This window comes from Microbacterium canaveralium, from assembly GCF_047238045.1.
GTDB lineage: Bacteria > Actinomycetota > Actinomycetes > Actinomycetales > Microbacteriaceae > Microbacterium.
In genome coordinates, this window is the sequence record NZ_JBDFMA010000006.1 from 41,967 (window position 1) to 62,871 (window position 20,905).

A 20,905-nucleotide genomic window follows, 5' to 3' on the forward strand; every position below is an offset into this window, starting at 1 on the left:
CGGTTCGAGATCAGTCCATCGGAGTATCGGAGGATGCTGCGCGCGTACCGCGAGCACGCGGACCTGGCGCAGCAGAGCACGACGTTTGCGGGCTTCGCAGAAGAGACGCCGCTGACACTCCGTTATGACCTCGATGCCGTCCCGGTACGGGTTGAGAGCACCCCCGAGCGGCACCTGCTCGTCCTCCGTCATCGCGGGTACAACGGCCTCGGCATCGGGCACCCATCGGTCGAGCCGTGGCAGCAGCTGAGGGCCTTCGCGATAGAGCACGGCATCGCCCACTCCTCCGACCTCCTCGTGGGCATCACCCCAGATGACCCTTACGTGGTGGACAACGAGCAGATCCGCTTCGACGCTGGCATCCCCATTGCCGCACCGATAGATCCACCCCACCCCTTCACCTACCGCCAGATGCCGGCGCAGGTGTGCGTCGCGCATCGGCACACCGGCGGTGCAGAGCAGATCGCGAAGACCTTCGCGGCTATCGGGGTGCAATGGATGCCCTCAGAAGGGTGGCGGTTGCGCTGCGCACCGCCCTTCGAGATCCATCACGTCGACCAGCGCGCGAACGACGCCGTTCGCGTCAGCTGGACAGACGCCTATGTGCCTCTTGATCACCACCCCGACCATCACCCAGGAGAAGGCCCATGATCGCTTTCGAGTTCACCGAGCACATCGACAGATCGCAACAGGAAGTGTTCGCAGTGCTGGCAGATCCCACAAGGGCGGTCGACTACGTCGACGGTGTCGTGAAGAGCGTGAAGGTGACGGATGGCCCGCTCGCTGTGGGGTCCGTCATCGAGGAGACGCGCCGAGTGAAGAGCAAGGAGGCGACGGGGCAGCTGCAGATCGTGGCTCTCGAGCCGCCCACCGCTTTTGCGGTCGCCAGCGAGGCGGAGGGCATCACCGCGACCTACGTCTACCGGCTGCACCCGGCCGGCACCGGCACGCGGATCGAGTGGACGTGCGAGCTCGCCGCCGGCGGACTGCGGCGGATGATGCTGCCCCTGGTGGCCGCGATCACAAAGAAGGAGGACGGCGACCATCTGGCCCGACTCAAGGCATACATCGAATCGCAGCGAGCAACGGAGACCGCCTCGTGATGCCTTCCGACACCAGCGTCGACGAGGCGCTGGACCGGGCAACCGGGCCACGACGCGGCGAGGTAACCGAACTCCTCGAGCTCTTCGAGCACGTTGCACAGCGCCCGCCGGTGGTGTGGGCGGAACGGATTGTCGGGTTCGGCCAATACGGCTACGCGTACGACAGCGGGCGAGAGGGTATCGCGCCTGAGATCGCCTTCGCTTCCGGGTCCAAGCACACGCTTTACCTGGTCGAGGGGTTTGCCGAGCGGTGGCCCGACCTGCTCGAGCGGCTCGGTCCACACCGCACCAGTAGCGCGTGCCTCTACCTCCCCCGATTGTCGGGGGTGGACCAAGATGCGCTGCGGGAACTACTCGATCGCTCCCTCGCCGTCATTCGAGACGTGCACGGCGACGGCAAATGAGCATGGCGTCTCTCGTCCAAGTAGCCCAGCGCGTGGTCGATCTGGAACGCGCCACAGCCTTCTATTCCGCACTGCTCGGCTCCGCCCCTGTGGCCCGATTCGATCCGCCCGGTTTGGTGTTCTTCGATCTCGACGGCGTCCGTTTGCTACTCGAGAGCGCGGCACCGTCAGCGCTGCTCTACCTCCGCGTCGATGATCTGGAGTTAGCCGTCGACCGAGCCGGCGAGGTCGAAATCGTATCCCCGGGGCGGCCGATCTTCACTCACACCAGAGATGCGCTCGGACCAGCAGGGCGAGAAGAATGGCAAGCATTCATTCGCGACCCCGAAGGAAATCTCGTAGGTCTAGTGGCGTTCAGAGATCCAGCGGAAATCAAGTACTGACGGCTTCGACGAAGCTGGCCGCAGCCGTCGTGGACAACTCAGCACAGAATCTGGCCGCACTCCGGTGGACATCTTCGGTGGGAGATCCCGGCTCTGTGGCTGGCACCGCGGACAACTCTGAGCGGTTCCTACATCAGGCCGCGTCGAGCGGCGTCCAGTCCCGCTCGTGGGCGGGGGTGTAGTCGATCAGCGCGGCCAGGCGGTCGCGTGCGGCCTGTAGCGCCTCGATCTCGGCGTCGTTGCTGTCGCCCTCGGCCGCGGCGAAAGTGTCCTCGATCAGACCGGCGATCTCCTTCTGCGCCGCCTCGTCGATGAGGGTGATGCGGGCGATCTCGCCGTCCGGGTAGCGGGCATCCAGCGCGGCTGCGTCCTGGTAGTCGAAGGCCCACTGCTCGCCGAGGATCGCGAACGCCGCGGCGATGTCGCGGCCGCGGTCGCCGGTGCTGATCGCGACGTAGCCGCGGTTCAGTCCCGTACCGACGTGCGGGTGCAGGTCGGCGTGGTCGGGGCCGAAGGTGATGTAGGTGGTCATGGCGTCCTCCCGGATCGCTTGCTAGTGAATGTGACGTTCACAGCCTACGGGTGGGGTCGGACATCGCAGCAGAGGGTCGGTCGTGGCGTGCGTGAGCGCCCCGGCAGAGGCGCGGGGCGCTCATGTCGCAGGGGTGCGGCTACGCCTTCCAGACGCCTTCCCAGCCCTCGGGGAGACGCACGCCGTGCTCGCCGTGCGCGTCGGTCTGGTGCAGGTACACGAGCACGTCGCCGGGGTCGGGGTCTGCCTCGTACTGCGGCACGGTGCGCTCGATGGTGTTGATCTGGCCGACGCTGTTGTAGCGCACGTCCATGTCGATCGCGCGCAGGTAGCCGTCCTCGACGTTGACGTGCTGATCGCAGCGCGGGCACCACAGCACGGTGCGCTCGCCGTAGTCGGTCGGCTCGTCGAGCTCGACGATGCGCAGCGCGGGGAAATCGGCTGCCTCGATGTCGTGCATGAGACTCCACAGCCGGTCGATCAGGTCGTCGGCAGGGATGCGGGGTGCGGCTGAGGCCGCGGGTTCGGTGGTGGTCATTGTGTCCTCCTGGGGACGGTGAAGGCCTGCGGCGAGCGCGGGCGGGGGATGGAACTCGAGGTGCTCCCGCCGAGGGGAGGGGCGTGTAGCCGGCTCCCCTCGGGTGGGTGGTGCTCGCCGCCGCCGGGGTAGGTGTGCACCCGGCGGCGGCGAGGGGGTCAGACGGCTTCGACCAGCCCAGGGCTGACGCGCCAGCCGTTGGCGAGCGTGTATGACTTGGGGTTGGTGCGGACGATGAGTGTCTCGACTCCGGCCAGCCCGTCACGGGTGGTGCGCGGGTTGGCGACGATGCGCACGCGGGTTCCGGGGATCAGGCTCGGCAGCGCGGCCGCGGTGGCTTGCAGGGCAGCGGCGAGTGCGTCGTCGCTGTGCCCGGTCGGCTCGACGGTGGCGGTGCGGGCGAGGGTGTACACCTTGCCGGGTTCGGTGAGGGCTGCGATCTTCGCCTTGGTGCGGGCGAAGTCGATCAGCACGTACTCGGTGCCGCGGAAGCGGAACGTGTCGCCGGGGGTGCGGGTGATGAGGGTGGTGGTGTCGGTCATGGCGTCCTCCTTGGACTCTCGACGGTGAATGTGACATTCACAGGCTACGGGTGGCCTCCGACATTGGGCGGGGCGGGCGGCGCGGTCTGCGCGCCCGCCCCGGCGTGGGTCACTGGGCGGCGATCGCCGCGGTGATCTCGGCGGTGACCCGCTCGCGCTTGGCGTCGGCATCGCGCCCCGGCTCGAAGTGACCGAACGCGGTCAGGTACGCCTCGATCTGCCCGCGCAGGTACTCGGTGTTGCTGGCGTCGGCGTTGAGGCCGATGATCGCGTAGCGCGCTGCGCTCGCCGCGGCCCGCCAGCCGCTCTGCGTGAGGCCGTGGGGGTCGCCCTCGGGGAGCGAGTAGGGCTGCTCGATCTGGCCGTCGCGCGCGGTGTACTTGGTGACGGTGCGCTCGGTGACCACGACGGCATCCAGATAGTCGGGGTCGCCCTGCCCGCCGAGGGGCACCCACACCTGGGGGTCGTCGTCCGGGTGGTCGGCGTCGATGCGAGCGAGCAGGGCGGGCATTGCGGGGTCGAGGGTGAACGGGTCGCTGAGGCTGTAGTCGTCCCAGGCCTGGCGCAGCTCGTCCGGCTCGATGGTCGTCCATCCCTCGTCGAACTCGGCGCGCAGCGGAGCGTGGAAGCGGATCGCGCGCTCGACGGCTGCGCGGATGTCGTGGACGTTGTTGATGGTCTCGGTCATGGAGTCCTCCCGGAACGATTGCTAGTGAATGTGACATTCATAGGCTACGGGTGGCCTCCGACATCGCGCGGGGACATCGCGAGTGCGTCACGGGCGAGTGCCCGCCGGGGTGACCGGCGGGCACTCGGTGACGCTCAGCGGGCGAACGCCCAATCCGGGAGCACGGCTGCCGAGCAGAGGGTCGCGACGATCTGGCTCATGCCGTGGTCGGGGTCGATCGCGAGGGCGCGGTCGGTGTAGACGGTGGCGTGAGTGGATCGGCCCAGCGCCCAGGACAGCCAGGCGGCGGCGGCGAGCAGGTTGGGGCGCTCCTGGTCGTCGGCGTAGGCGGCAAGGTGGCGCACGAGCGCGAGTCCCGCCGTCAGCCGGTCGGCGTCGGGGCGGTCGCCCTGTCCGTAGAGGGTGCGGGCGATGCTCTCGGGGACGGGTGCGCCCATGATCGAGTGGCCGATCTGCGCGGCCAGGGCACGGGTGCCGTTGCCGCGGTCGGTGGCCCACTGGATGAGGGCCACGTCACGCCACAGCGGGATGCCGATGCCGGTGAGCAGGATCGCAGCCTGGCGGGTGTCGAGGTCGGCGGGGTCACCGGTCAGGGCGTCCTCCGCGACGGCGACGAAGTCCGCGAGGGCATCGTCGTCCATCCGCGCGGCCGCGAACGCGATCCGGGCGGCACGCGCCGGGTCGGCGTCGGGGATGCTCGCCCCGGCGGTCTGGGATGCTGCGACCTTCTCGCGCAGCGCGTCCGGGGTCGCGATCTCGGCGACGGGGCGCGGTGCCTCGCCGGTCAGGTGGCTGCCGTAGCCGTCGCTGGCGACGTAGAGCACGTCCACCAGGTGCAGTCCCTGCCGGTCGGCGACATCGGCGATCTGCTGGCCGAGATCGCGGGTGCTGTCGGCGTCCTCGGCGGCGTAGATCACGGCGGCTACCCCGGTCACGCGCGGCACTCGGCAGACCAGCCCGAGGCCGGTGTGCGCGAGCGTCGCGGCATCCGCGTCGAGGTCGAGTCGCATCGCCCCGATCGTGCGCGACGCCTCGAAGGGCACGAGCACGAGCGAGTCCTGCGGGGTGAAGCCGAGCAGCGCGGGCACGAGGCCGAGGAAGTCGCGCGGGGTGCCCGCCTTGATGGTGGTCGGTGTGGTGGCCATGGTGTCCTCCCGGAACGTTGGCTAGTGAATGTGACATTTACAGGCTACGGGAGGCCTCCGACATTGGTCGATGCACGCCAGGAGCCGACTCCCGACTGGCTCGTCGAAGGAGCAACCCTCGGAGAGCTCGCCGGGAAGATCGACGTTCCCGCCCAGGCGCTGGCCGAGACGGTCGCGCGATTCAACGAGCACGCCGCCCGTGGGGAGGATCCGGACTTCCACCGCGGTGCGAGCGCGTACGACCGCTACTGGGGAGACGAACAGAACCCGTATCCCAATCCCAGCCTCGCACCGCTCGAGCAAGGCCCCTACTACGCTCTCGCCGTGGTGAACGGCTGCTTCGGCACCAGCGGAGGGATCGCCACCGACGGCCTCGGAAGGGTCCTCGACGCAGACGGCGATGCCATACGCGGCCTGTTTGCGGTCGGCAACGCCTCCGAGAACGCCTTCGCCGCCGGCTACCCCGGCGCCGGCGCCACGCTCGGTCCGATCATGACCATGGCCTACCTTCTCGGGCGTACCGCCAGCGGCGCGTCGATCGGCGACCTGAGCCTTGCCGACGGAGCCGGGGCACGATGATCCGTCACGTCGTGTTCTTCTCGTTCGCAGCGAACCATGATCCTGCCGTGCTCGAGGAGTGGCGCGACCTGCTCGATGGTCTGCTCGGAAAGATTCCCGGCCTGGTCCGACTGTCACACGGCCCCGACGTGATGCGCAGCGAACGCGCATGGGACTATGCACTCGTCGCCGACTTCCGCACCCTCGACGATGTCCGTGCCTACGCGACGCACCCCGCGCATCTGCCGCTCTTCCCTCTCTCCGGAGCGATCTCGGAGCAGATCGCCTCGGTCGACTTCGAGATCGACGAGCAGTAGAGGAAGTACCCAGGCGCCGTGAAGAGCGAGGATGGTTTCTCGATGCCCCGAGTACGTGCGGTCACCCCCACCGTGGCAGAGGAGCTCCGCGACCTGAAGGCACGCTATTTTCACTACGTCGACCTGAAGCAGTGGGACGAACTGCGCGGACTCTTCGTGGACGACTGCGTCTTCGAAGGACTGTGGGCCGCCGCGCCCGACCCCGACACGTTCGTGGAGAACCTGATGCGCAACATGACCGAAGAGGTCGTCAGCGTCCATCACGGGTTCATGCCGCAGTTTCGGCGGATCGATGACTTCTCGGCTCGCGGGCGCTGGGCCATGACCGACTATCTGACGTGGCCACGCGGGTCACGAGGGTATATGGGGATCACCGTGCCGGAACAGAGGGGGATGCGGGGATATGGCTACTACGAGGAGCTCTACCGACTCACCGAGTCCGGCTGGCGCATCGCCTTCATGCGACTGAGCCGGATCCGCATGGATCCCATCGTTGGCGACGCGCCTGCGATCGACTACCCGGTGGTTCCCGCGGTCCCCGGCTGGCTGGACTGACGCCGACCCGCGGGTGCCGCACCCTCTGGTCCGAACCGTGAGCGCCGGCTCAGGTGAGGGTGTGGAGGGGCCAGCCGGTGTATGCCTCGGCGAGGAAGCGGCGGCCGGCTTCGGACTCGACGACGGATTGGAGCTCTCCGAGCTGGCGGAGGCGGTCGAAGTCCCTTGCATCGGGGGCGACGTGAAGCATGCTGGTCATCCACCAGGAGAAGTGCTGGGCCTTCCAGATGCGGTGCAGCGCCGTCTCGGGGAAGGCCTCGACGAGGCGGCTGTCCCTCTCGAGCAGAAGCGCGCGCAGCGCGCGCTCGAGAACGAGGACGTCGGCTACGGCAAGGTTCATGCCTTTCGCGCCGGTGGGCGGCACGGTATGGGCGGCGTCGCCGATGAGTGCGAGGCGGCCGCGAAGCAGTTCGAGGGCGACGAAGCTCCGGAATCGCAGCACGTCGCGTTGGAAGACGGGGCCTTCCTTGAGCGTCGTCCCCGGCACCCGCTTCTGCAGTTCTTCCCACAGTTGCTCCTCGGTGAGGGTGCTGGGGTCGGTGCGGGGATCGCATTGGAAGTACATGCGCTGCACGGTGGTGCTTCGCTGGCTGATGAGCGCGAAGCCATCGGGGGAGTTGCTGTAGATGAGCTCGTCGGCGCTGGGCGGCGCCTCGCAGAGGATGCCGAACCAGGCGAACGGGTACTCGCGGAAGTGCCCGCCTGTGTGGGAACCGGTTACGGCCTCCCGCACGACACTGCGTGACCCGTCGGCGCCGACGACGAACTCGGCCTCGATCTCGAGAGGCGATCCGTCTGCGCCGGTGGCGATGACGCGTGGGCGGTCGGACGCGGGGTCCTCGATACGATGCGCCGTCACGCCGAAGCGCAGGTCTTGGCCACTGGAGAGCCGCGCGGCGATGAGATCCTTCAGGACTTCGTGCTGCGGGTACAGCCACACACCGCGGCCGACGAGGTCGGCGAAGTCGATGCGGTGTCCGCTGCCGGCGAAGCGGAGCTCGATGCCGTCGTGGCGGTCTCCCAGGGTGCGGGCGCGGCTGAACGCGCCGAGCGTGTCGAGCACCTCGACGGTGCCCTGTTCGAGGATGCCTGCCCGGATCGTGGTCTCGATCTCTTCACGGGAACGCTGATCGATGACGACTGACTCGAGGCCGGACGCCGCGAGCAGATGCGACAGCAGCAGTCCGGCGGGTCCAGCGCCGACGATGGCGACGCGGGTGCGGATGGTGGACATTGGGGCGTCTCCTTCGACGTGACAACGGATGCCTCGCTCAGTGTGAACCCGGTTCAGACGGTCGAACGCCGCATTCCCGTTGAACGGGAGACGCCGACTATCGGGGGGACCGCAGCGTGGCCTCGATGCCGGTCACGGCTTCTCGCAGAGCGATGATCGCCGCCGTGTGCGGCGCTTGTCGTGGTAGCACCACGGAAAGCGCGGCGACGACTTCACCTGCGTCGCGGATCGGCACGGCCACGCCGGTCGAGACGGATTCGATCGAACCTTGCGCGATCGCCACGCCATCGCGACGCACGCCAGCGAGGAGACGGCGTAGACGTCCGGGATCGGTCACCGTCTCGGGTGCGAGAGCGCGCAACGGCTGGGCGAGCACGCGTTCGCGGAGATCGGCGGGAGCGTGCGCGAGCAGGACGAGGCCCGACGAGGAGGCGTGCAGCGGTAGCCGCCCAGCGATCCGTGTGATGTTCGCACCGGCGTCGGGGTGCGAAAGGCGTTCGAGGAACAGTGCTTCGTCCTGTTCGAGAACGGCGAGTTGGGTGTGCTGGCGGATGTGCGTCTGCACGCGCTCCATATAGGGGAGCGCCGCCTGGCGCAGACGTAGCGCGGTCGACCCGCGGAGGGCCAGTTCCCACAAGCGCATTCCCAGGTGGACGCGGCGGTCCTCGTCGCGTCCGAGCAGTCCGGCGTCGACCAGCTCGTCCACGATCCGGTGCGCGGTGGACGACGGCAGCGCCGCTCGGCGCCCGATCTGACTGGCCGACTGCACCGAACGATCAGCTGTGAACGTCTCGAGGACGCGCACGATGCGGTCGATCATCGAGTCGCTGGAGGGCGAGTTCGCCATGCGCTCAGGATGACACGGCTCGCGTCGACGGTGTTGCGGCGATGGTTGGTCCCCTGCCTGACGCGACGGCGGTAGCCTCGGCTCATGGTTTCTGTTCCGGATGCTGCAACGGCTTGGGAGCCCCTCACGCCTCATGCTGTCGCTGAGCTCCTTCGGGTCGGTAGCGCCCGCTGGTGGCTGTCGGGCGGGGTGGCCCTGGAGCACTGGCTGGGCCGGACGATCCGCGAACGGCCGAACACGGACGTGAGCACCACCCAAGGCGGGCTGCCGCAGCTGGTCCGGGCGTTGCCTGCCGGTTTCACCGCCTGGGCGCCTGCGGGGGAGGACGCCGTCATCCCCTGGGCCGACGCGCCCGACGATGCCGATGTGCAGCCGGTGCGGATTCAGGACGAGCGCTCCGGCGCCTGGGTGCTTCAGGTGAACGTCGAGGATGGGACGGAACATGCCTGGCTGTACCGGCGAGACCCGCGGCTGCAGTTGCCGTGGGATCGCGCCGTGCTCGAGGTCGACGGCATTCCGACCGGTGCGCCCGAGGTGCAGCTGGTCTGGAAGGCGTTGCGGCCGCGGCCGGAGGATGACCTCGACAAGGACGTGGTGCTGCCGCAGCTCTCGGACGAGGCCCGGTCGTGGTTCGAACGGGCGATCCTCTCCGTCCACCCGCACTCGAACTGGTCGATCCACGTGCGCAGCCCTTTCGCGCCCGCGAAGGCAAGCTGGAACCGCAAGAACGGCTAGGTCGGCCGGTGGTCGTCGGCGGCCACCGCATCCAGCACCACCGATCGGAACCACGTCTGCGCGGGAGACATGCTCAGTTCGCGTCGCGTGTAGAGCGCGACCGGGGTGCTCTGGCCCGGCCACGGCAGCTCGGCGATGCGCAGACCGGGGAACCATCCGCAGAACACCTCGGCCACGTGTCGCGGCAGCAGCACGACGAGATCGGTCGCCTCGAGCACCGCGGGCACGGTGGCGTACTCCTCGACCGTCAGCGTCACCTGCGGCATGAGTCCCTGTTCGATCATCGCCTGGAGCGGGTACACGTGGCCGCCGCGGGAGGACACCCGCACGAAGCGGCGCCCGACGAACATGTCCGCGGCGGTCGGAGGCAGCGGATGGGCACGCGAGGACAGCGCCACGTACTCCACGTCGCGCACCGGTGTGCGCCACAGCCGCGGCGAGTCCAGCAACGACACCGTGATCGCCAGGTCGATGGTGCCCCGGACGAGCCCGTCTTCCACCTGATCCGCGTCCAGCCGCCGCACCTGCAGGTGAAGGTCCGGCGCCTCCTTCGCGAGCACCGGCATGATCGGCGGCAGGAAGGTCTGCTCGCCGATCGAGGTCAGCGCGAGCGAGAGCTCCCCGCCGAAGCTCGCGGGATCGAAGGCGTCGGGCGCGCTCACCACGGCATCGATGCGCGACAGTGCCTCGTGCAGCGGTCCGAACAGCTGCCGGGCACGCGGGGTCGGCACCATCTCGTTCCCCTGGCGGCGGAACAGGTCGTCGCCGAACCGCTGCCGCAACCTCCTCAGCGTGTAGCTGACCGTCGGCTGCGTGACGTGCAATCGCTCGGCGGCGGCGGTCAGACTGCGCAGCTCGTACAGCACGACGAAAGTGCGCAACTGGTTGAGATCGGTGAGCGACATCGCATTGATCCCATCTATACGGTTCGGCTCCTACATCTATTGGACCATACCCATAGAGCGAACTAGAGTCAGGGTGACAGCACCGGCACCGCTGCCGACGTGGCACGCACCACCCGGCACCGACCCGATCACAGTGACGAGGACGCACGTTGATCATCGACATCCATGGCCACTACACCACGGCCCCCGCGCAGCTGGGAGCGTGGCGCGATCTGCAGATCGCGTATGCGGAAGGCGCGGGCGAGGCGCCCGACCCGGCCGCGCTGCGGATCAGCGATGACGACATCCGCGAGACCATCGAGGCGAACCAGTTGCGGCTGATGGACGACCGCGGCAGCGATGTCACGGTGTTCAGTCCCCGTGCATCGTTCATGGCCCACCACCTCGGCGACCTCGCCGTCAGCGAGACCTGGGCGCGCATCTGCAACGACCTCGTCGCGCGGGTGTCGCAGCTGTTCCCCGACCGTTTCCTCCCGGGCGCGATGCTCCCGCAGTCGCCGGGCGTCGACCCGAAGACGACCCTCGCCGAACTCGACCGGGCGGTGAACGATCTGGGCGTCGTGACCGTCAACATCAACCCCGACCCGTCCGGCGGACTGTGGACCGCCCCGCTGCTGACGGACAAGAGCTGGTATCCGCTCTACGAGAAGCTCGTCGAGTACGAGCTGCCCGCGATGATCCACGTGAGCACCTCGTGCAAGCCGCAGTTCCACACCACCGGCGACCACTACCTGGGTGCCGACACGACGGCATTCATGCAGCTGCTCAAGGGCGACCTGTTCCGCGACTTCCCCGACCTGAAGCTCGTCATCCCGCACGGCGGCGGCGCGGTGCCCTATCACTGGGGACGCTTCCGCGGCCTGGCGATGGCGCTCGGCAAGCCCGAGCTGGAGGAGCACCTCCTGGGCAACGTGTACTTCGACACGTGCGTGTACCACCAGCCGGGCATCGACCTGCTCACCGGGGTCATCCCGACCGAGAACATCCTCTTCGCGAGCGAGATGATCGGCGCCGTCCGCGACGTCGACCCGCGCACGGGCCACTACTTCGACGACACGAAGCGATACGTGGATGCGACCGGGAACCTCACCGACGAACGACGCGGACAGGTCTTCGAAGGCAACGCCCGCCGCGTGTACCCGCGCCTGGACCGCGCCCTGCGAGCCCGCGGCCTGTGACCTCACCCTGGAGAACCCGATGACTCAGCGACTGAACGACCTCGGCATCGTCCGCACGCGCATCGAGCGGCCCGACTCCGCCGACGTCGCGCGGCTCTCGCGGTTCGGGGTCGCCACGATCCACGAGGCGATGGGCCGGGTCGGCCTGCTGCGGCCGTACATCCGCCCGGCGTACAGCGGGGCGACGCTGTGCGGCCCGGCCGTCACGGTGCTCCTGCAGCCCGGCGACAACTGGATGTTCCACGTCGCCGCCGAGCAGGTGCAGGAGGGCGACGTCATCGTCGCCGGCTGCACCACGGAGAGCGAGGACGGCTTCTTCGGCGAGCTGCTCGCCACCTCCCTCACCGCCCGGGGCTGCAAGGGCCTGGTCATCGACGGGGGCGTCCGCGACGTCGCCGACCTCGAGAAGATGGGCTTCCCGGTCTTCTCCCGCGCCATCAGCGCGAAGGGCACCGTCAAGGCGACGCTGGGCTCGGTCAACATCCCCGTGGTCGTGGCGAACGCCGTGGTGAACCCCGGCGACGTGGTGGTCGCGGATGTCGACGGCGTCGTGGTCGTCCCCCGCGAGCTCGTCGGCGCCGTCGCCGACGCCTCGCAGAAGCGCGAGGACAACGAGGAGGCCAAGCGCCAGAAGTTCCGCGAGGGCGTGCTCGGTCTCGACATCTACGGCATGCGGGAGCCGCTGGCGGCCGCGGGCCTCGAGTACGTGGAGGATTGACGATGGCTCACGCACAGGCGATCGCGCACGGCGACACCAGCGGCGGCTTCGAGAAGACGCCCGGTTGGCTGGACTGGTACGACGGCCCGACGACCCCGACGTTCCGGCTCCCCGCCGGCGCTGTCGACGCGCACTGCCACGTGTTCGGCCCCGGCGCGGAGTTCCCCTACGCCCCCGAGCGCAAGTACACGCCGTGCGACGCGTCGGCCGCGCAGCTGTTCGCGCTGCGCGACCAGCTCGGCTTCGACCGGAACGTCATCGTGCAGGCGACCTGCCACGGCGCCGACAACCGGGCGCTCGTCGACGCGCTGCGCCGCAGCAAGGGGCGTGCCCGCGGGGTCGCGACGGTTCGTCGCGACGTGACCGACGAGGAGCTCGCCGAGCTGCACGAGGCCGGTGTGCGCGGCGTGCGGTTCAACTTCGTCAAACGCCTCGTCGACCGGGTGCCGACCGACTCGCTCGACGCGATCGTGGAGAAGATCGCCCCCCTCGGGTGGCATGTCGTCATCTACTTCGAGGCCGAGGACCTTCCCGACCTCTACGACTTCTTCTCGGCGATCCCGACGGACGTCGTGGTCGACCACATGGGGCGTCCGGATGTGACGAAGGACCCGGAGGGTCCGGAGTTCGAGCTGTTCCTGCGCTTCATGCGCGAGAACCCCAACGTGTGGACGAAGGTGTCGTGCCCCGAGCGGCTCAGCGCCACCGGTCCGCGCGCGCTGAATGGCGAGCAGCACGCCTATACGGATGTCGTGCCGTTCGCCCGTCGCGTGGTCGAGGAGTTCCCCGATCGCGTGCTGTGGGGCACCGACTGGCCCCACCCCAACCTCAAGGACCACATGCCTGACGACGGGCTGCTGGTCGACTACATCCCACAGATCGCGACGACCCCCGAACTGCAGCAGAGGCTGCTCGTCGACAACCCGTCGCGGCTGTACTGGCCCGAAGGAGAATGACCATGGCACTCGACAAGCCGTACAAGGACATCCCCGGCACGACCATCTTCGATGCCGAGCAGGCCCGCAAGGGCTACCACCTCAACCAGTTCTCGATGTCTCTCATGAAGCCCGAGAACCGCGAGCGCTACCTCGCCGACCGCGAGGCGTACCTCGACGAATGGCCCCTCACCCCGGTGCAGCGTCAGGCGGTGCTCGATCTCGACCTGAACACCTGCATCGCCGAGGGCGGCAACATCTACTTCCTGAGCAAGATCGGCGCCACGCACGGTCTGAGCTTCCAGCAGATGGCCGGCTCGATGACCGGGATGTCGGAGGCGGCGTACCGCGACATGATGGTCGGAGGTGGCCGACGTCCCGAGGGCGTGCGCCTGAAGGATCTCGACGGGTGGACCCCGCCCTCGAACGAGAAGTCCGAGGTGATGCGCCCGGACGCCCCCGCGAAGTTCACGTCGGCGCTGTTCACGTCGCACGTGCCGGCGATCGGCGCCGCGATGGACCTGGGCAAGACCGAGGAGCCGTACTGGAAGAAGGTCTTCGACGGGTACCAGTGGACCCGGAAGTGGGCCAAGGAGAACACGCCCGACGTCATCATCCTGGTGTACAACGACCACGCCACGGCGTTCGACTCGAACATCATCCCGACCTTCGTCCTGGGCACGGGCGCGCACTATCCCGTCGCCGACGAGGGTTACGGCCCGCGCCCGGTGCCCGACGTGAAGGGGTATCCCGAGCTCGCCGCGCACATCGCCCAGTCGGTCATCCAGGACGATTTCGACCTCACCCTCGTCAACGAGATGGTCGTCGACCACGGCCTGACCGTGCCGCTGTCGCTGGTGTTCGGCGACGTCGAGGAGTGGCCGTGCCGGGTCATCCCGCTTCCGGTGAACGTCGTGCAGTACCCGGTTCCGTCCGGGCGTCGGTGCTACGAGTTGGGCAAGGCGATCCGTCGCGCGCTGGACAAGTGGGACGGTCCCGAGCTCAACGTGCAGATCTGGGGCACCGGGGGGATGAGCCACCAGCTGCAGGGCCCGCGCGCGGGACTGATCAACGAGGAGTGGGACAACGCGTTCCTCGACCACCTGATCGCCGACCCGCTGGGCCTCACCGAATGGTCGCACATGGAGTACGTCGACGAGGCCGGATCCGAGGGCATCGAGCTGGTGGACTGGCTCATCGCCCGTGGGGCGATGGACGACCAGTTCGGCGGCGGGGCGCCCGAGGTGAACCACCGGTTCTACCACGTCCCGGCGTCCAACACCGCCGTCGGCCACCTGGTCGTCACCAACCCCGTCGCGCCGCGGCCCGTCGAGTCCGAGAGTGTGAGCCTCCCCCTGGAGGAAGTCCACGCATGAGTGACAAGGTTCGCGTCGCCGTCGTCGGCGCCGCCGGCGCCTTCGGCATGAAGCACCTCGACGGCCTCGCGAACATCCCCGACGCCGAGGTGACCGTCGTCAGCGGCACCAGGCCCGAGCCCACGGAGTCGGTGGCCGAGAAGTACGGCGTGCCGAATGCCGTGCTCGGTCTCGACGCCGTGCTCGAGCGAGACGACGTCGACGCGGTGATCCTCGCGACGCCGACGCAGCAGCACGCGGATCAGACGCAGGCGGTGCTCGCCGCGGGCAAGCACGTGCAGGTCGAGATCCCGCTCGCCGATTCGCTGGCGGATGCCGAGGCCACCCTGGCCGCGGCATCCGCCTCCGACCGGGTCGCCATGGTCGGGCACACGCGGCGGTTCAACCCGTCGCATCAGCTGGTGCACAACCGGATCGCGGCCGGCGAGTTCGCGGTGCAGCAGATGGACGTGCAGACGTACTTCTTCCGCCGCACGAACACGAACGCGAAAGGCGAGGCGCGGTCGTGGACCGACCATCTGCTGTGGCACCATGCGGCACACACGGTCGACCTGTTCGCCTACCAGGCGGGTCGGATCGTGCAGGCCAACGCCATCCAGGGCCCGATCCACCCCGACCTCGGCATCGCGATGGACATGTCGATCCAGCTGGATCGACATGTCCATCGCGATGCCGAGGTCGGGGTGGATCGGGCCCTGGATGGCGTTGGCCTGCACGATCCGACCCGCCTGGTAGGCGAACAGGTCGACCGTGTGTGCCGCATGGTGCCACAGCAGATGGTCGGTCCACGACCGCGCCTCGCCTTTCGCGTTCGTGTTCGTGCGGCGGAAGAAGTACGTCTGCACGTCCATCTGCTGCACCGCGAACTCGCCGGCCGCGATCCGGTTGTGCACCAGCTGATGCGACGGGTTGAACCGCCGCGTGTGCCCGACCATGGCGACCCGGTCGGAGGCGGATGCCGCGGCCAGGGTGGCCTCGGCATCCGCCAGCGAATCGGCGAGCGGGATCTCGACCTGCACGTGCTTGCCCGCGGCGAGCACCGCCTGCGTCTGATCCGCGTGCTGCTGCGTCGGCGTCGCGAGGATCACCGCGTCGACGTCGTCTCGCTCGAGCACGGCGTCGAGACCGAGCACGGCATTCGGCACGCCGTACTTCTCGGCCACCGACTCCGTGGGCTCGGGCCTGGTGCCGCTGACGACGGTCACCTCGGCGTCGGGGATGTTCGCGAGGCCGTCGAGGTGCTTCATGCCGAAGGCGCCGGCGGCGCCGACGACGGCGACGCGAACCTTGTCACTCATGCGTGGACTTCCTCCAGGGGGAGGCTCACACTCTCGGACTCGACGGGCCGCGGCGCGACGGGGTTGGTGACGACCAGGTGGCCGACGGCGGTGTTGGACGCCGGGACGTGGTAGAACCGGTGGTTCACCTCGGGCGCCCCGCCGCCGAACTGGTCGTCCATCGCCCCACGGGCGATGAGCCAGTCCACCAGCTCGATGCCCTCGGATCCGGCCTCGTCGACGTACTCCATGTGCGACCATTCGGTGAGGCCCAGCGGGTCGGCGATCAGGTGGTCGAGGAACGCGTTGTCCCACTCCTCGTTGATCAGTCCCGCGCGCGGGCCCTGCAGCTGGTGGCTCATCCCCCCGGTGCCCCAGATCTGCACGTTGAGCTCGGGACCGTCCCACTTGTCCAGCGCGCGACGGATCGCCTTGCCCAACTCGTAGCACCGACGCCCGGACGGAACCGGGTACTGCACGACGTTCACCGGAAGCGGGATGACCCGGCACGGCCACTCCTCGACGTCGCCGAACACCAGCGACAGCGGCACGGTCAGGCCGTGGTCGACGACCATCTCGTTGACGAGGGTGAGGTCGAAATCGTCCTGGATGACCGACTGGGCGATGTGCGCGGCGAGCTCGGGATACCCCTTCACGTCGGGCACCGGGCGCGGGCCGTAACCCTCGTCGGCGACGGGATAGTGCGCGCCCGTGCCCAGGACGAAGGTCGGGATGATGTTCGAGTCGAACGCCGTGGCGTGGTCGTTGTACACCAGGATGATGACGTCGGGCGTGTTCTCCTTGGCCCACTTCCGGGTCCACTGGTACCCGTCGAAGACCTTCTTCCAGTACGGCTCCTCGGTCTTGCCCAGGTCCATCGCGGCGCCGATCGCCGGCACGTGCGACGTGAACAGCGCCGACGTGAACTTCGCGGGGGCGTCCGGGCGCATCACCTCGGACTTCTCGTTCGAGGGCGGGGTCCACCCGTCGAGATCCTTCAGGCGCACGCCCTCGGGACGTCGGCCACCTCCGACCATCATGTCGCGGTACGCCGCCTCCGACATCCCGGTCATCGAGCCGGCCATCTGCTGGAAGCTCAGACCGTGCGTGGCGCCGATCTTGCTCAGGAAGTAGATGTTGCCGCCCTCGGCGATGCAGGTGTTCAGGTCGAGATCGAGCACCGCCTGACGCTGCACCGGGGTGAGGGGCCATTCGTCGAGGTACGCCTCGCGGTCGGCGAGGTAGCGCTCGCGGTTCTCGGGCTTCATGAGAGACATCGAGAACTGGTTGAGGTGGTAGCCCTTGCGGGCCTGCTCGGCATCGAAGATGGTCGTGCCGGGGATGTCCTTGTACGGCTTGTCGAGTGCCATGGTCATTCTCCTTCGGGCCAGTACAGCCGCGACGGGTTGTCGACGAGCAGCCTCTGCTGCAGTTCGGGGGTCGTCGCGATCTGTGGGATGTAGTCGACCAGCAGCCCGTCGTCAGGCATGTGGTCCTTGAGGTTGGGGTGGGGCCAGTCGGTGCCCCACAGCACGCGATCGGGGAACTCCTCGACCACGCGACGGGCGAACGGCACGACATCCGTATAGGCGTGCTGCTCGCCATTCAGCGCGCGCGGACCGGTGGCGCTGAGCCGCTCGGGGCACGACACCTTCGTCCACACGTTGGGGTTCTCGCGCATGAAGCGCAGGAACAGCTCGAACTCCGGACCCTCCGGGTCCTTCGTCACATCCGGACGCCCCATGTGGTCGACCACGACGTCCGTCGGGATCGCCGAGAAGAAGTCGTAGAGGTCGGGAAGGTCCTCGGCCTCGAAGTAGATGACGACATGCCACCCGAGGGGGGCGATCTTCTCCACGATCGCGTCGAGCGAGTCGGTCGGCACCCGGTCGACGAGGCGTTTGACGAAGTTGAACCGCACGCCGCGCACACCGGCCTCGTGCAGCTCGGCGAGCTCCTCGTCGGTCACGTCGCGACGAACCGTCGCGACCCCGCGGGCACGCCCCTTGCTGCGGCGCAGCGCGTCGACGAGCGCCCGGTTGTCGGCGCCGTGGCAGGTCGCCTGCACGATGACGTTCCGGTCGAAGCCGAGCTGGTCGCGCAGCGCGAACAGCTGCGCGGCCGACGCGTCGCACGGCGTGTACTTGCGCTCGGGGGCGTAGGGGAACTCCGCGCCGGGGCCGAACACGTGGCAGTGCGCGTCGACAGCGCCGGCGGGGAGCCGGAACGTCGGGGTCGTCGGGCCGTCGTACCAGTCCAGCCAACCGGGCGTCTTCTCGAAGCCGCCGCTGGTGTCGCCGTGCGCGATCGCCTGTGCGTGAGCCATCGTCAATCCTCCACGTACTCGAGGCCCGCGGCCGCCAGCGGCTCCCGCATGCCGTAGATGTCGAGACCGAGCACGCCCTCGCGGAACTTCTGGCGCTTGGCCTCCTCGTTGTCCTCGCGCTTCTGCGAGGCGTCGGCGACGGCGCCGACGAGCTCGCGGGGGACGACCACGACGCCGTCGACATCCGCGACCACCACGTCGCCGGGGTTCACCACGGCGTTCGCCACGACCACGGGGATGTTGACCGAGCCCAGCGTCGCCTTGACGGTGCCCTTCGCGCTGATGGCGCGGGAGAAGACCGGGAAGCCCATCTTCTCGAGGTCGGCGACGTCGCGGACGCCCCCGTCGATGACCAGGCCCTTGCAGCCCCGGGCGGTGAGGGAGGTGGCGAGCAGCTCGCCGAAGAAGCCGTCCTCGCTCTCCGTGGTGCAGCCGGCGACGATGACGTCGCCCTCCTGCACCTGCTCGGCGGCGACGTGGAACATCCAGTTGTCGCCGGGCTGCAGGAGCACCGTGACGGCCGGGCCGCACAGCGTCGCCCCGCTGTACGCCGGGCGGATGTACGGCCGCAGCAGGCCGACCCGGCCCATCGCCTCGTGGATCGTGGCGACCCCGAACCGCGAGAGCCGCGCGACGTCGGCGGAGTCGGGCCGCTCGATGCGCGTGCGGACGATGCCGAGGTCGTTCAGTCGCTGAGTCATCGGGTTCTCCAGGGTGAGGTCACAGGCCGCGGGCTCGCAGGGCGCGGTCCAGGCGCGGGTACACGCGGCGGGCGTTGCCTTCGAAGACCTGTCCGCGTCGTTCGTCGGTGAGGTTCCCGGTCGCATCCACGTATCGCTTCGTGTCGTCGAAGTAGTGGCCCGTGCGCGGGTCGACGTCGCGGACGGCGCCGATCATCTCGCTCGCGAAGAGGATGTTCTCGGTCGGGATGACCCCGGTGAGCAGGTCGATGCCCGGCTGGTGGTACACGCACGTGTCGAAGTACACGTTGCCCAGGAGGTGCTCCTCCAGCTCGGGCTTGCCGAGCGCCATCGCCAGGCCGCGGAAGCGTCCCCAGTGATAGGGCACCGCGCCGCCGCCGTGCGGGATGACGAGCTTCAGGTCGGGGAAGTCGCGGAACAGGTCGCCCTTGAGCAGCTGCATGAATGCCGTCGTGTCGGCACCCAGGTAGTGGTCGCCGGTGGTGTGGAACTGCGGCTTGCACGAGGTGCTCACGTGGATCATCGCGGGCAGCTCGTACTCGACGAGCTTCTCGTAGAGCGGATACCAGCTCTTGTCCGTCAGCAGCGGGGCGGTCCACAGTCCGCCGGACGGGTCGGGGTTGATGTTGACGGTCACGACGCCCAGATCGTTCACCGCCCGGTCGAGTTCGGCGAGGGTCGTCTTCGGGTCGACGCCCGGCGACTGCGGGAGCATCGCGCCCGGGAGGAAACGGTCGGGGAACAGCTGCGACACCCGCGCGACGAGGTCGTTGCAGATGCGCGCCCAGGTCTCGCTGACGGCGAGGTCGCCGAGGTGGTGGGCCATGAACGATGCACGGGGACTGAACACCGTGACATCGCTGCCGCGGTCGTCCATCAGCCGCAACTGGTTCGCCTCGATGGTCTCGCGGATGTCGTCATCGCTGATCCGCAGCGCGGCCGGGTCGGGCGCCTCGCCCGCGCCTTCCGCATACGCGATCTGCAGATCGCGCCACGCTCCCAGCTGCGCGGGGGCCGTGGTGTAGTGGCCATGGATGTCGATGATCAACGTGCGTCCTCGTCACTGTGATCGGGTCGGTGCCGGGTGGTGCGTGCCACGTCGGCAGCGGTGCCGGTGCTGTCACCCTGACTCTAGTTCGCTCTATGGGTATGGTCCAATAGATGTAGGAGCCGAACCGTATAGATGGGATCAATGCGATGTCGCTCACCGATCTCAACCAGTTGCGCACTTTCGTCGTGCTGTACGAGCTGCGCAGTCTGACCGCCGCCGCCGAGCGATTGCACGTCACGCAGCCGACGGTCAGCTACACGCTGAGGAGGTTGCGGCAGCGGTTCGGCGACGACCTGTTCCGCCGCCAGGGGAACGAGATGGTGCCGACCCCGCGTGCCCGGCAGCTGTTCGGACCGCTGCACGAGGCACTGTCGCGCATCGATGCCGTGGTGAGCGCGCCCGACGCCTTCGATCCCGCGAGCTTCGGCGGGGAGCTCTCGCTCGCGCTGACCTCGATCGGCGAGCAGACCTTCCTGCCGCCGATCATGCCGGTGCTCGCGAAGGAGGCGCCGGACCTTCACCTGCAGGTGCGGCGGCTGGACGCGGATCAGGTGGAAGACGGGCTCGTCCGGGGCACCATCGACCTGGCGATCACGGTGTCGTTGCTGGACTCGCCGCGGCTGTGGCGCACACCGGTGCGCGACGTGGAGTACGTGGCGCTGTCCTCGCGTGCCCATCCGCTGCCTCCGACCGCCGCGGACATGTTCGTCGGGCGCCGCTTCGTGCGGGTGTCCTCCCGCGGCGGCCACGTGTACCCGCTCCAGGCGATGATCGAACAGGGACTCATGCCGCAGGTGACGCTGACGGTCGAGGAGTACGCCACCGTGCCCGCGGTGCTCGAGGCGACCGATCTCGTC

Annotated in this window: 25 protein-coding genes and 2 pseudogenes; 14 read left to right on the forward strand and 13 right to left on the reverse strand. The window is 68.6% G+C overall.

The window, feature by feature from the left end; all coding sequences use genetic code 11:
- Positions 1-33 precede the first annotated feature (33 nt).
- From ABC271_RS18615 to ABC271_RS18630, 4 genes are read left to right on the forward strand one after another with little or no spacing between them, the layout of a single operon-like run.
- On the forward strand, positions 34-651 hold the full coding sequence (locus ABC271_RS18615) for an AraC family transcriptional regulator (RefSeq protein ID WP_228164526.1): 618 nt from the start codon (positions 34-36) through the stop codon (positions 649-651).
- On the forward strand, positions 648-1,103 hold the full coding sequence (locus ABC271_RS18620) for an SRPBCC family protein (protein ID WP_054687628.1): 456 nt from the start codon (positions 648-650) through the stop codon (positions 1,101-1,103). Before ABC271_RS18615 ends, ABC271_RS18620 begins: the two co-directional genes overlap by 4 nt.
- Positions 1,103-1,507: a DUF1801 domain-containing protein gene (locus tag ABC271_RS18625; protein WP_062637438.1), complete on the forward strand. Its 405-nt coding sequence runs from the start codon at positions 1,103-1,105 to the stop codon at positions 1,505-1,507. The genes ABC271_RS18620 and ABC271_RS18625 overlap by 1 nt, the downstream gene beginning before the upstream one ends.
- 2 nt (positions 1,508-1,509) lie before the next feature.
- A complete protein-coding gene (locus tag ABC271_RS18630; RefSeq protein ID WP_085603663.1) occupies positions 1,510-1,890 on the forward strand; it encodes a VOC family protein in 381 nt (126 codons plus the stop codon).
- Between the two features lie 133 nt (positions 1,891-2,023).
- On the opposite strand, the gene ABC271_RS18635 is transcribed toward ABC271_RS18630, so the two are convergent.
- The 5 genes from ABC271_RS18635 to ABC271_RS18655 all read right to left on the reverse strand — a co-directional run bounded on the left by ABC271_RS18635 (position 2,024) and on the right by ABC271_RS18655 (position 5,335).
- A complete protein-coding gene (locus ABC271_RS18635) occupies positions 2,024-2,422 on the reverse strand; it encodes a hypothetical protein (RefSeq protein WP_062637441.1) in 399 nt (132 codons plus the stop codon).
- 139 nt (positions 2,423-2,561) lie between these two features.
- Complete coding sequence (locus tag ABC271_RS18640) at positions 2,562-2,960, reverse strand: hypothetical protein (RefSeq protein ID WP_062637442.1); 399 nt, start codon at positions 2,958-2,960, stop codon at positions 2,562-2,564.
- A gap of 158 nt (positions 2,961-3,118) precedes the next feature.
- The gene (locus ABC271_RS18645) at positions 3,119-3,502 is read right to left on the reverse strand and encodes a hypothetical protein (protein ID WP_005052841.1); all 384 of its coding nucleotides are present in this window, start codon (positions 3,500-3,502) and stop codon (positions 3,119-3,121) included.
- A 109-nt stretch (positions 3,503-3,611) separates the two neighbouring features.
- Positions 3,612-4,190 (reverse strand): hypothetical protein, encoded by a 579-nt coding sequence (locus ABC271_RS18650; RefSeq protein WP_005052196.1) that lies wholly within the window; start codon positions 4,188-4,190, stop codon positions 3,612-3,614.
- 134 nt (positions 4,191-4,324) lie between these two features.
- Entirely contained in the window at positions 4,325-5,335 is a 1,011-nt protein-coding gene (locus ABC271_RS18655) for a DUF4192 family protein (protein WP_062637444.1), read from the reverse strand.
- A 63-nt stretch (positions 5,336-5,398) separates the two neighbouring features.
- Between ABC271_RS18655 and ABC271_RS18660 the strand changes: the two genes are divergently transcribed.
- From ABC271_RS18660 to ABC271_RS18670, 3 genes are read left to right on the forward strand one after another with little or no spacing between them, the layout of a single operon-like run.
- Positions 5,399-5,914: an FAD-binding protein gene (locus ABC271_RS18660; protein ID WP_005052190.1), complete on the forward strand. Its 516-nt coding sequence runs from the start codon at positions 5,399-5,401 to the stop codon at positions 5,912-5,914.
- Positions 5,911-6,210: a Dabb family protein gene (locus tag ABC271_RS18665; protein WP_005052188.1), complete on the forward strand. Its 300-nt coding sequence runs from the start codon at positions 5,911-5,913 to the stop codon at positions 6,208-6,210. Before ABC271_RS18660 ends, ABC271_RS18665 begins: the two co-directional genes overlap by 4 nt.
- Positions 6,211-6,252: 42 nt before the next feature.
- On the forward strand, positions 6,253-6,765 hold the full coding sequence (locus ABC271_RS18670; RefSeq protein ID WP_005052185.1) for a nuclear transport factor 2 family protein: 513 nt from the start codon (positions 6,253-6,255) through the stop codon (positions 6,763-6,765).
- A gap of 49 nt (positions 6,766-6,814) precedes the next feature.
- Here the strand turns inward: ABC271_RS18670 and ABC271_RS18675 are convergent, their stop codons facing one another.
- Positions 6,815-7,999 (reverse strand): 4-hydroxybenzoate 3-monooxygenase, encoded by a 1,185-nt coding sequence (locus ABC271_RS18675; protein WP_005052183.1) that lies wholly within the window; start codon positions 7,997-7,999, stop codon positions 6,815-6,817.
- 97 nt (positions 8,000-8,096) lie between these two features.
- Positions 8,097-8,846 carry an IclR family transcriptional regulator gene (locus ABC271_RS18680; RefSeq protein WP_005052180.1) on the reverse strand — a complete coding sequence of 250 codons (750 nt, stop codon included), beginning with the start codon at positions 8,844-8,846 and terminating at the stop codon, positions 8,097-8,099.
- A gap of 84 nt (positions 8,847-8,930) precedes the next feature.
- Between ABC271_RS18680 and ABC271_RS18685 the strand changes: the two genes are divergently transcribed.
- Complete coding sequence (locus ABC271_RS18685) at positions 8,931-9,581, forward strand: hypothetical protein (protein WP_005052177.1); 651 nt, start codon at positions 8,931-8,933, stop codon at positions 9,579-9,581.
- Here ABC271_RS18685 and ABC271_RS18690 read toward each other — a convergent pair.
- Positions 9,578-10,486, reverse strand: a complete 909-nt coding sequence (locus tag ABC271_RS18690) for a LysR family transcriptional regulator (RefSeq protein ID WP_005052175.1) — start codon at positions 10,484-10,486, stop codon at positions 9,578-9,580. The genes ABC271_RS18685 and ABC271_RS18690 overlap by 4 nt on opposite strands.
- A 149-nt stretch (positions 10,487-10,635) precedes the next feature.
- On the opposite strand from ABC271_RS18690, the gene ABC271_RS18695 reads away from it, so the two are divergent.
- The 5 genes and pseudogenes from ABC271_RS18695 to ABC271_RS18715 all read left to right on the forward strand — a co-directional run.
- Positions 10,636-11,664 carry an amidohydrolase family protein gene (locus ABC271_RS18695; protein WP_005052173.1) on the forward strand — a complete coding sequence of 343 codons (1,029 nt, stop codon included), beginning with the start codon at positions 10,636-10,638 and terminating at the stop codon, positions 11,662-11,664.
- A gap of 19 nt (positions 11,665-11,683) precedes the next feature.
- On the forward strand, positions 11,684-12,382 hold the full coding sequence (gene ligK / locus ABC271_RS18700) for a 4-carboxy-4-hydroxy-2-oxoadipate aldolase/oxaloacetate decarboxylase (RefSeq protein WP_005052171.1): 699 nt from the start codon (positions 11,684-11,686) through the stop codon (positions 12,380-12,382).
- 2 nt (positions 12,383-12,384) lie between these two features.
- Positions 12,385-13,338 carry an amidohydrolase family protein gene (locus ABC271_RS18705; RefSeq protein ID WP_005052167.1) on the forward strand — a complete coding sequence of 318 codons (954 nt, stop codon included), beginning with the start codon at positions 12,385-12,387 and terminating at the stop codon, positions 13,336-13,338.
- 2 nt (positions 13,339-13,340) lie between these two features.
- A complete protein-coding gene (locus ABC271_RS18710) occupies positions 13,341-14,693 on the forward strand; it encodes a protocatechuate 4,5-dioxygenase subunit alpha/beta (RefSeq protein WP_005052165.1) in 1,353 nt (450 codons plus the stop codon).
- Positions 14,690-15,286, forward strand: a pseudogene (locus ABC271_RS18715) (Gfo/Idh/MocA family protein); the annotation flags it as partial. The gene ABC271_RS18710 and the pseudogene ABC271_RS18715, both read left to right, overlap by 4 nt.
- Positions 15,287-15,394: 108 nt before the next feature.
- On the opposite strand, the pseudogene ABC271_RS18720 reads toward ABC271_RS18715, so the two are convergent.
- The 5 genes and pseudogenes from ABC271_RS18720 to ABC271_RS18740 form a co-directional block, all read right to left on the reverse strand.
- Positions 15,395-15,991 (reverse strand): annotated as a pseudogene (locus ABC271_RS18720) (Gfo/Idh/MocA family protein); the annotation flags it as partial.
- On the reverse strand, positions 15,988-17,340 hold the full coding sequence (locus ABC271_RS18725) for a protocatechuate 4,5-dioxygenase subunit alpha/beta (RefSeq protein ID WP_005052165.1): 1,353 nt from the start codon (positions 17,338-17,340) through the stop codon (positions 15,988-15,990). The pseudogene ABC271_RS18720 and the gene ABC271_RS18725, both read right to left, overlap by 4 nt.
- Before the next feature lie 2 nt (positions 17,341-17,342).
- Positions 17,343-18,296, reverse strand: coding sequence for an amidohydrolase family protein (locus ABC271_RS18730; RefSeq protein ID WP_005052167.1), 954 nt, complete (start codon positions 18,294-18,296; stop codon positions 17,343-17,345).
- 2 nt (positions 18,297-18,298) lie between these two features.
- Positions 18,299-18,997, reverse strand: coding sequence for a 4-carboxy-4-hydroxy-2-oxoadipate aldolase/oxaloacetate decarboxylase (ligK, locus tag ABC271_RS18735; RefSeq protein ID WP_005052171.1), 699 nt, complete (start codon positions 18,995-18,997; stop codon positions 18,299-18,301).
- Positions 18,998-19,016: 19 nt separating this feature from the next.
- Positions 19,017-20,045, reverse strand: coding sequence for an amidohydrolase family protein (locus ABC271_RS18740; protein WP_005052173.1), 1,029 nt, complete (start codon positions 20,043-20,045; stop codon positions 19,017-19,019).
- A gap of 149 nt (positions 20,046-20,194) precedes the next feature.
- Here ABC271_RS18740 and ABC271_RS18745 point away from each other — a divergent pair.
- Positions 20,195-20,905, forward strand: a 711-nt coding sequence (locus ABC271_RS18745; protein ID WP_412926277.1) for a LysR family transcriptional regulator, incomplete at its 3' end; no start/stop codon positions are given.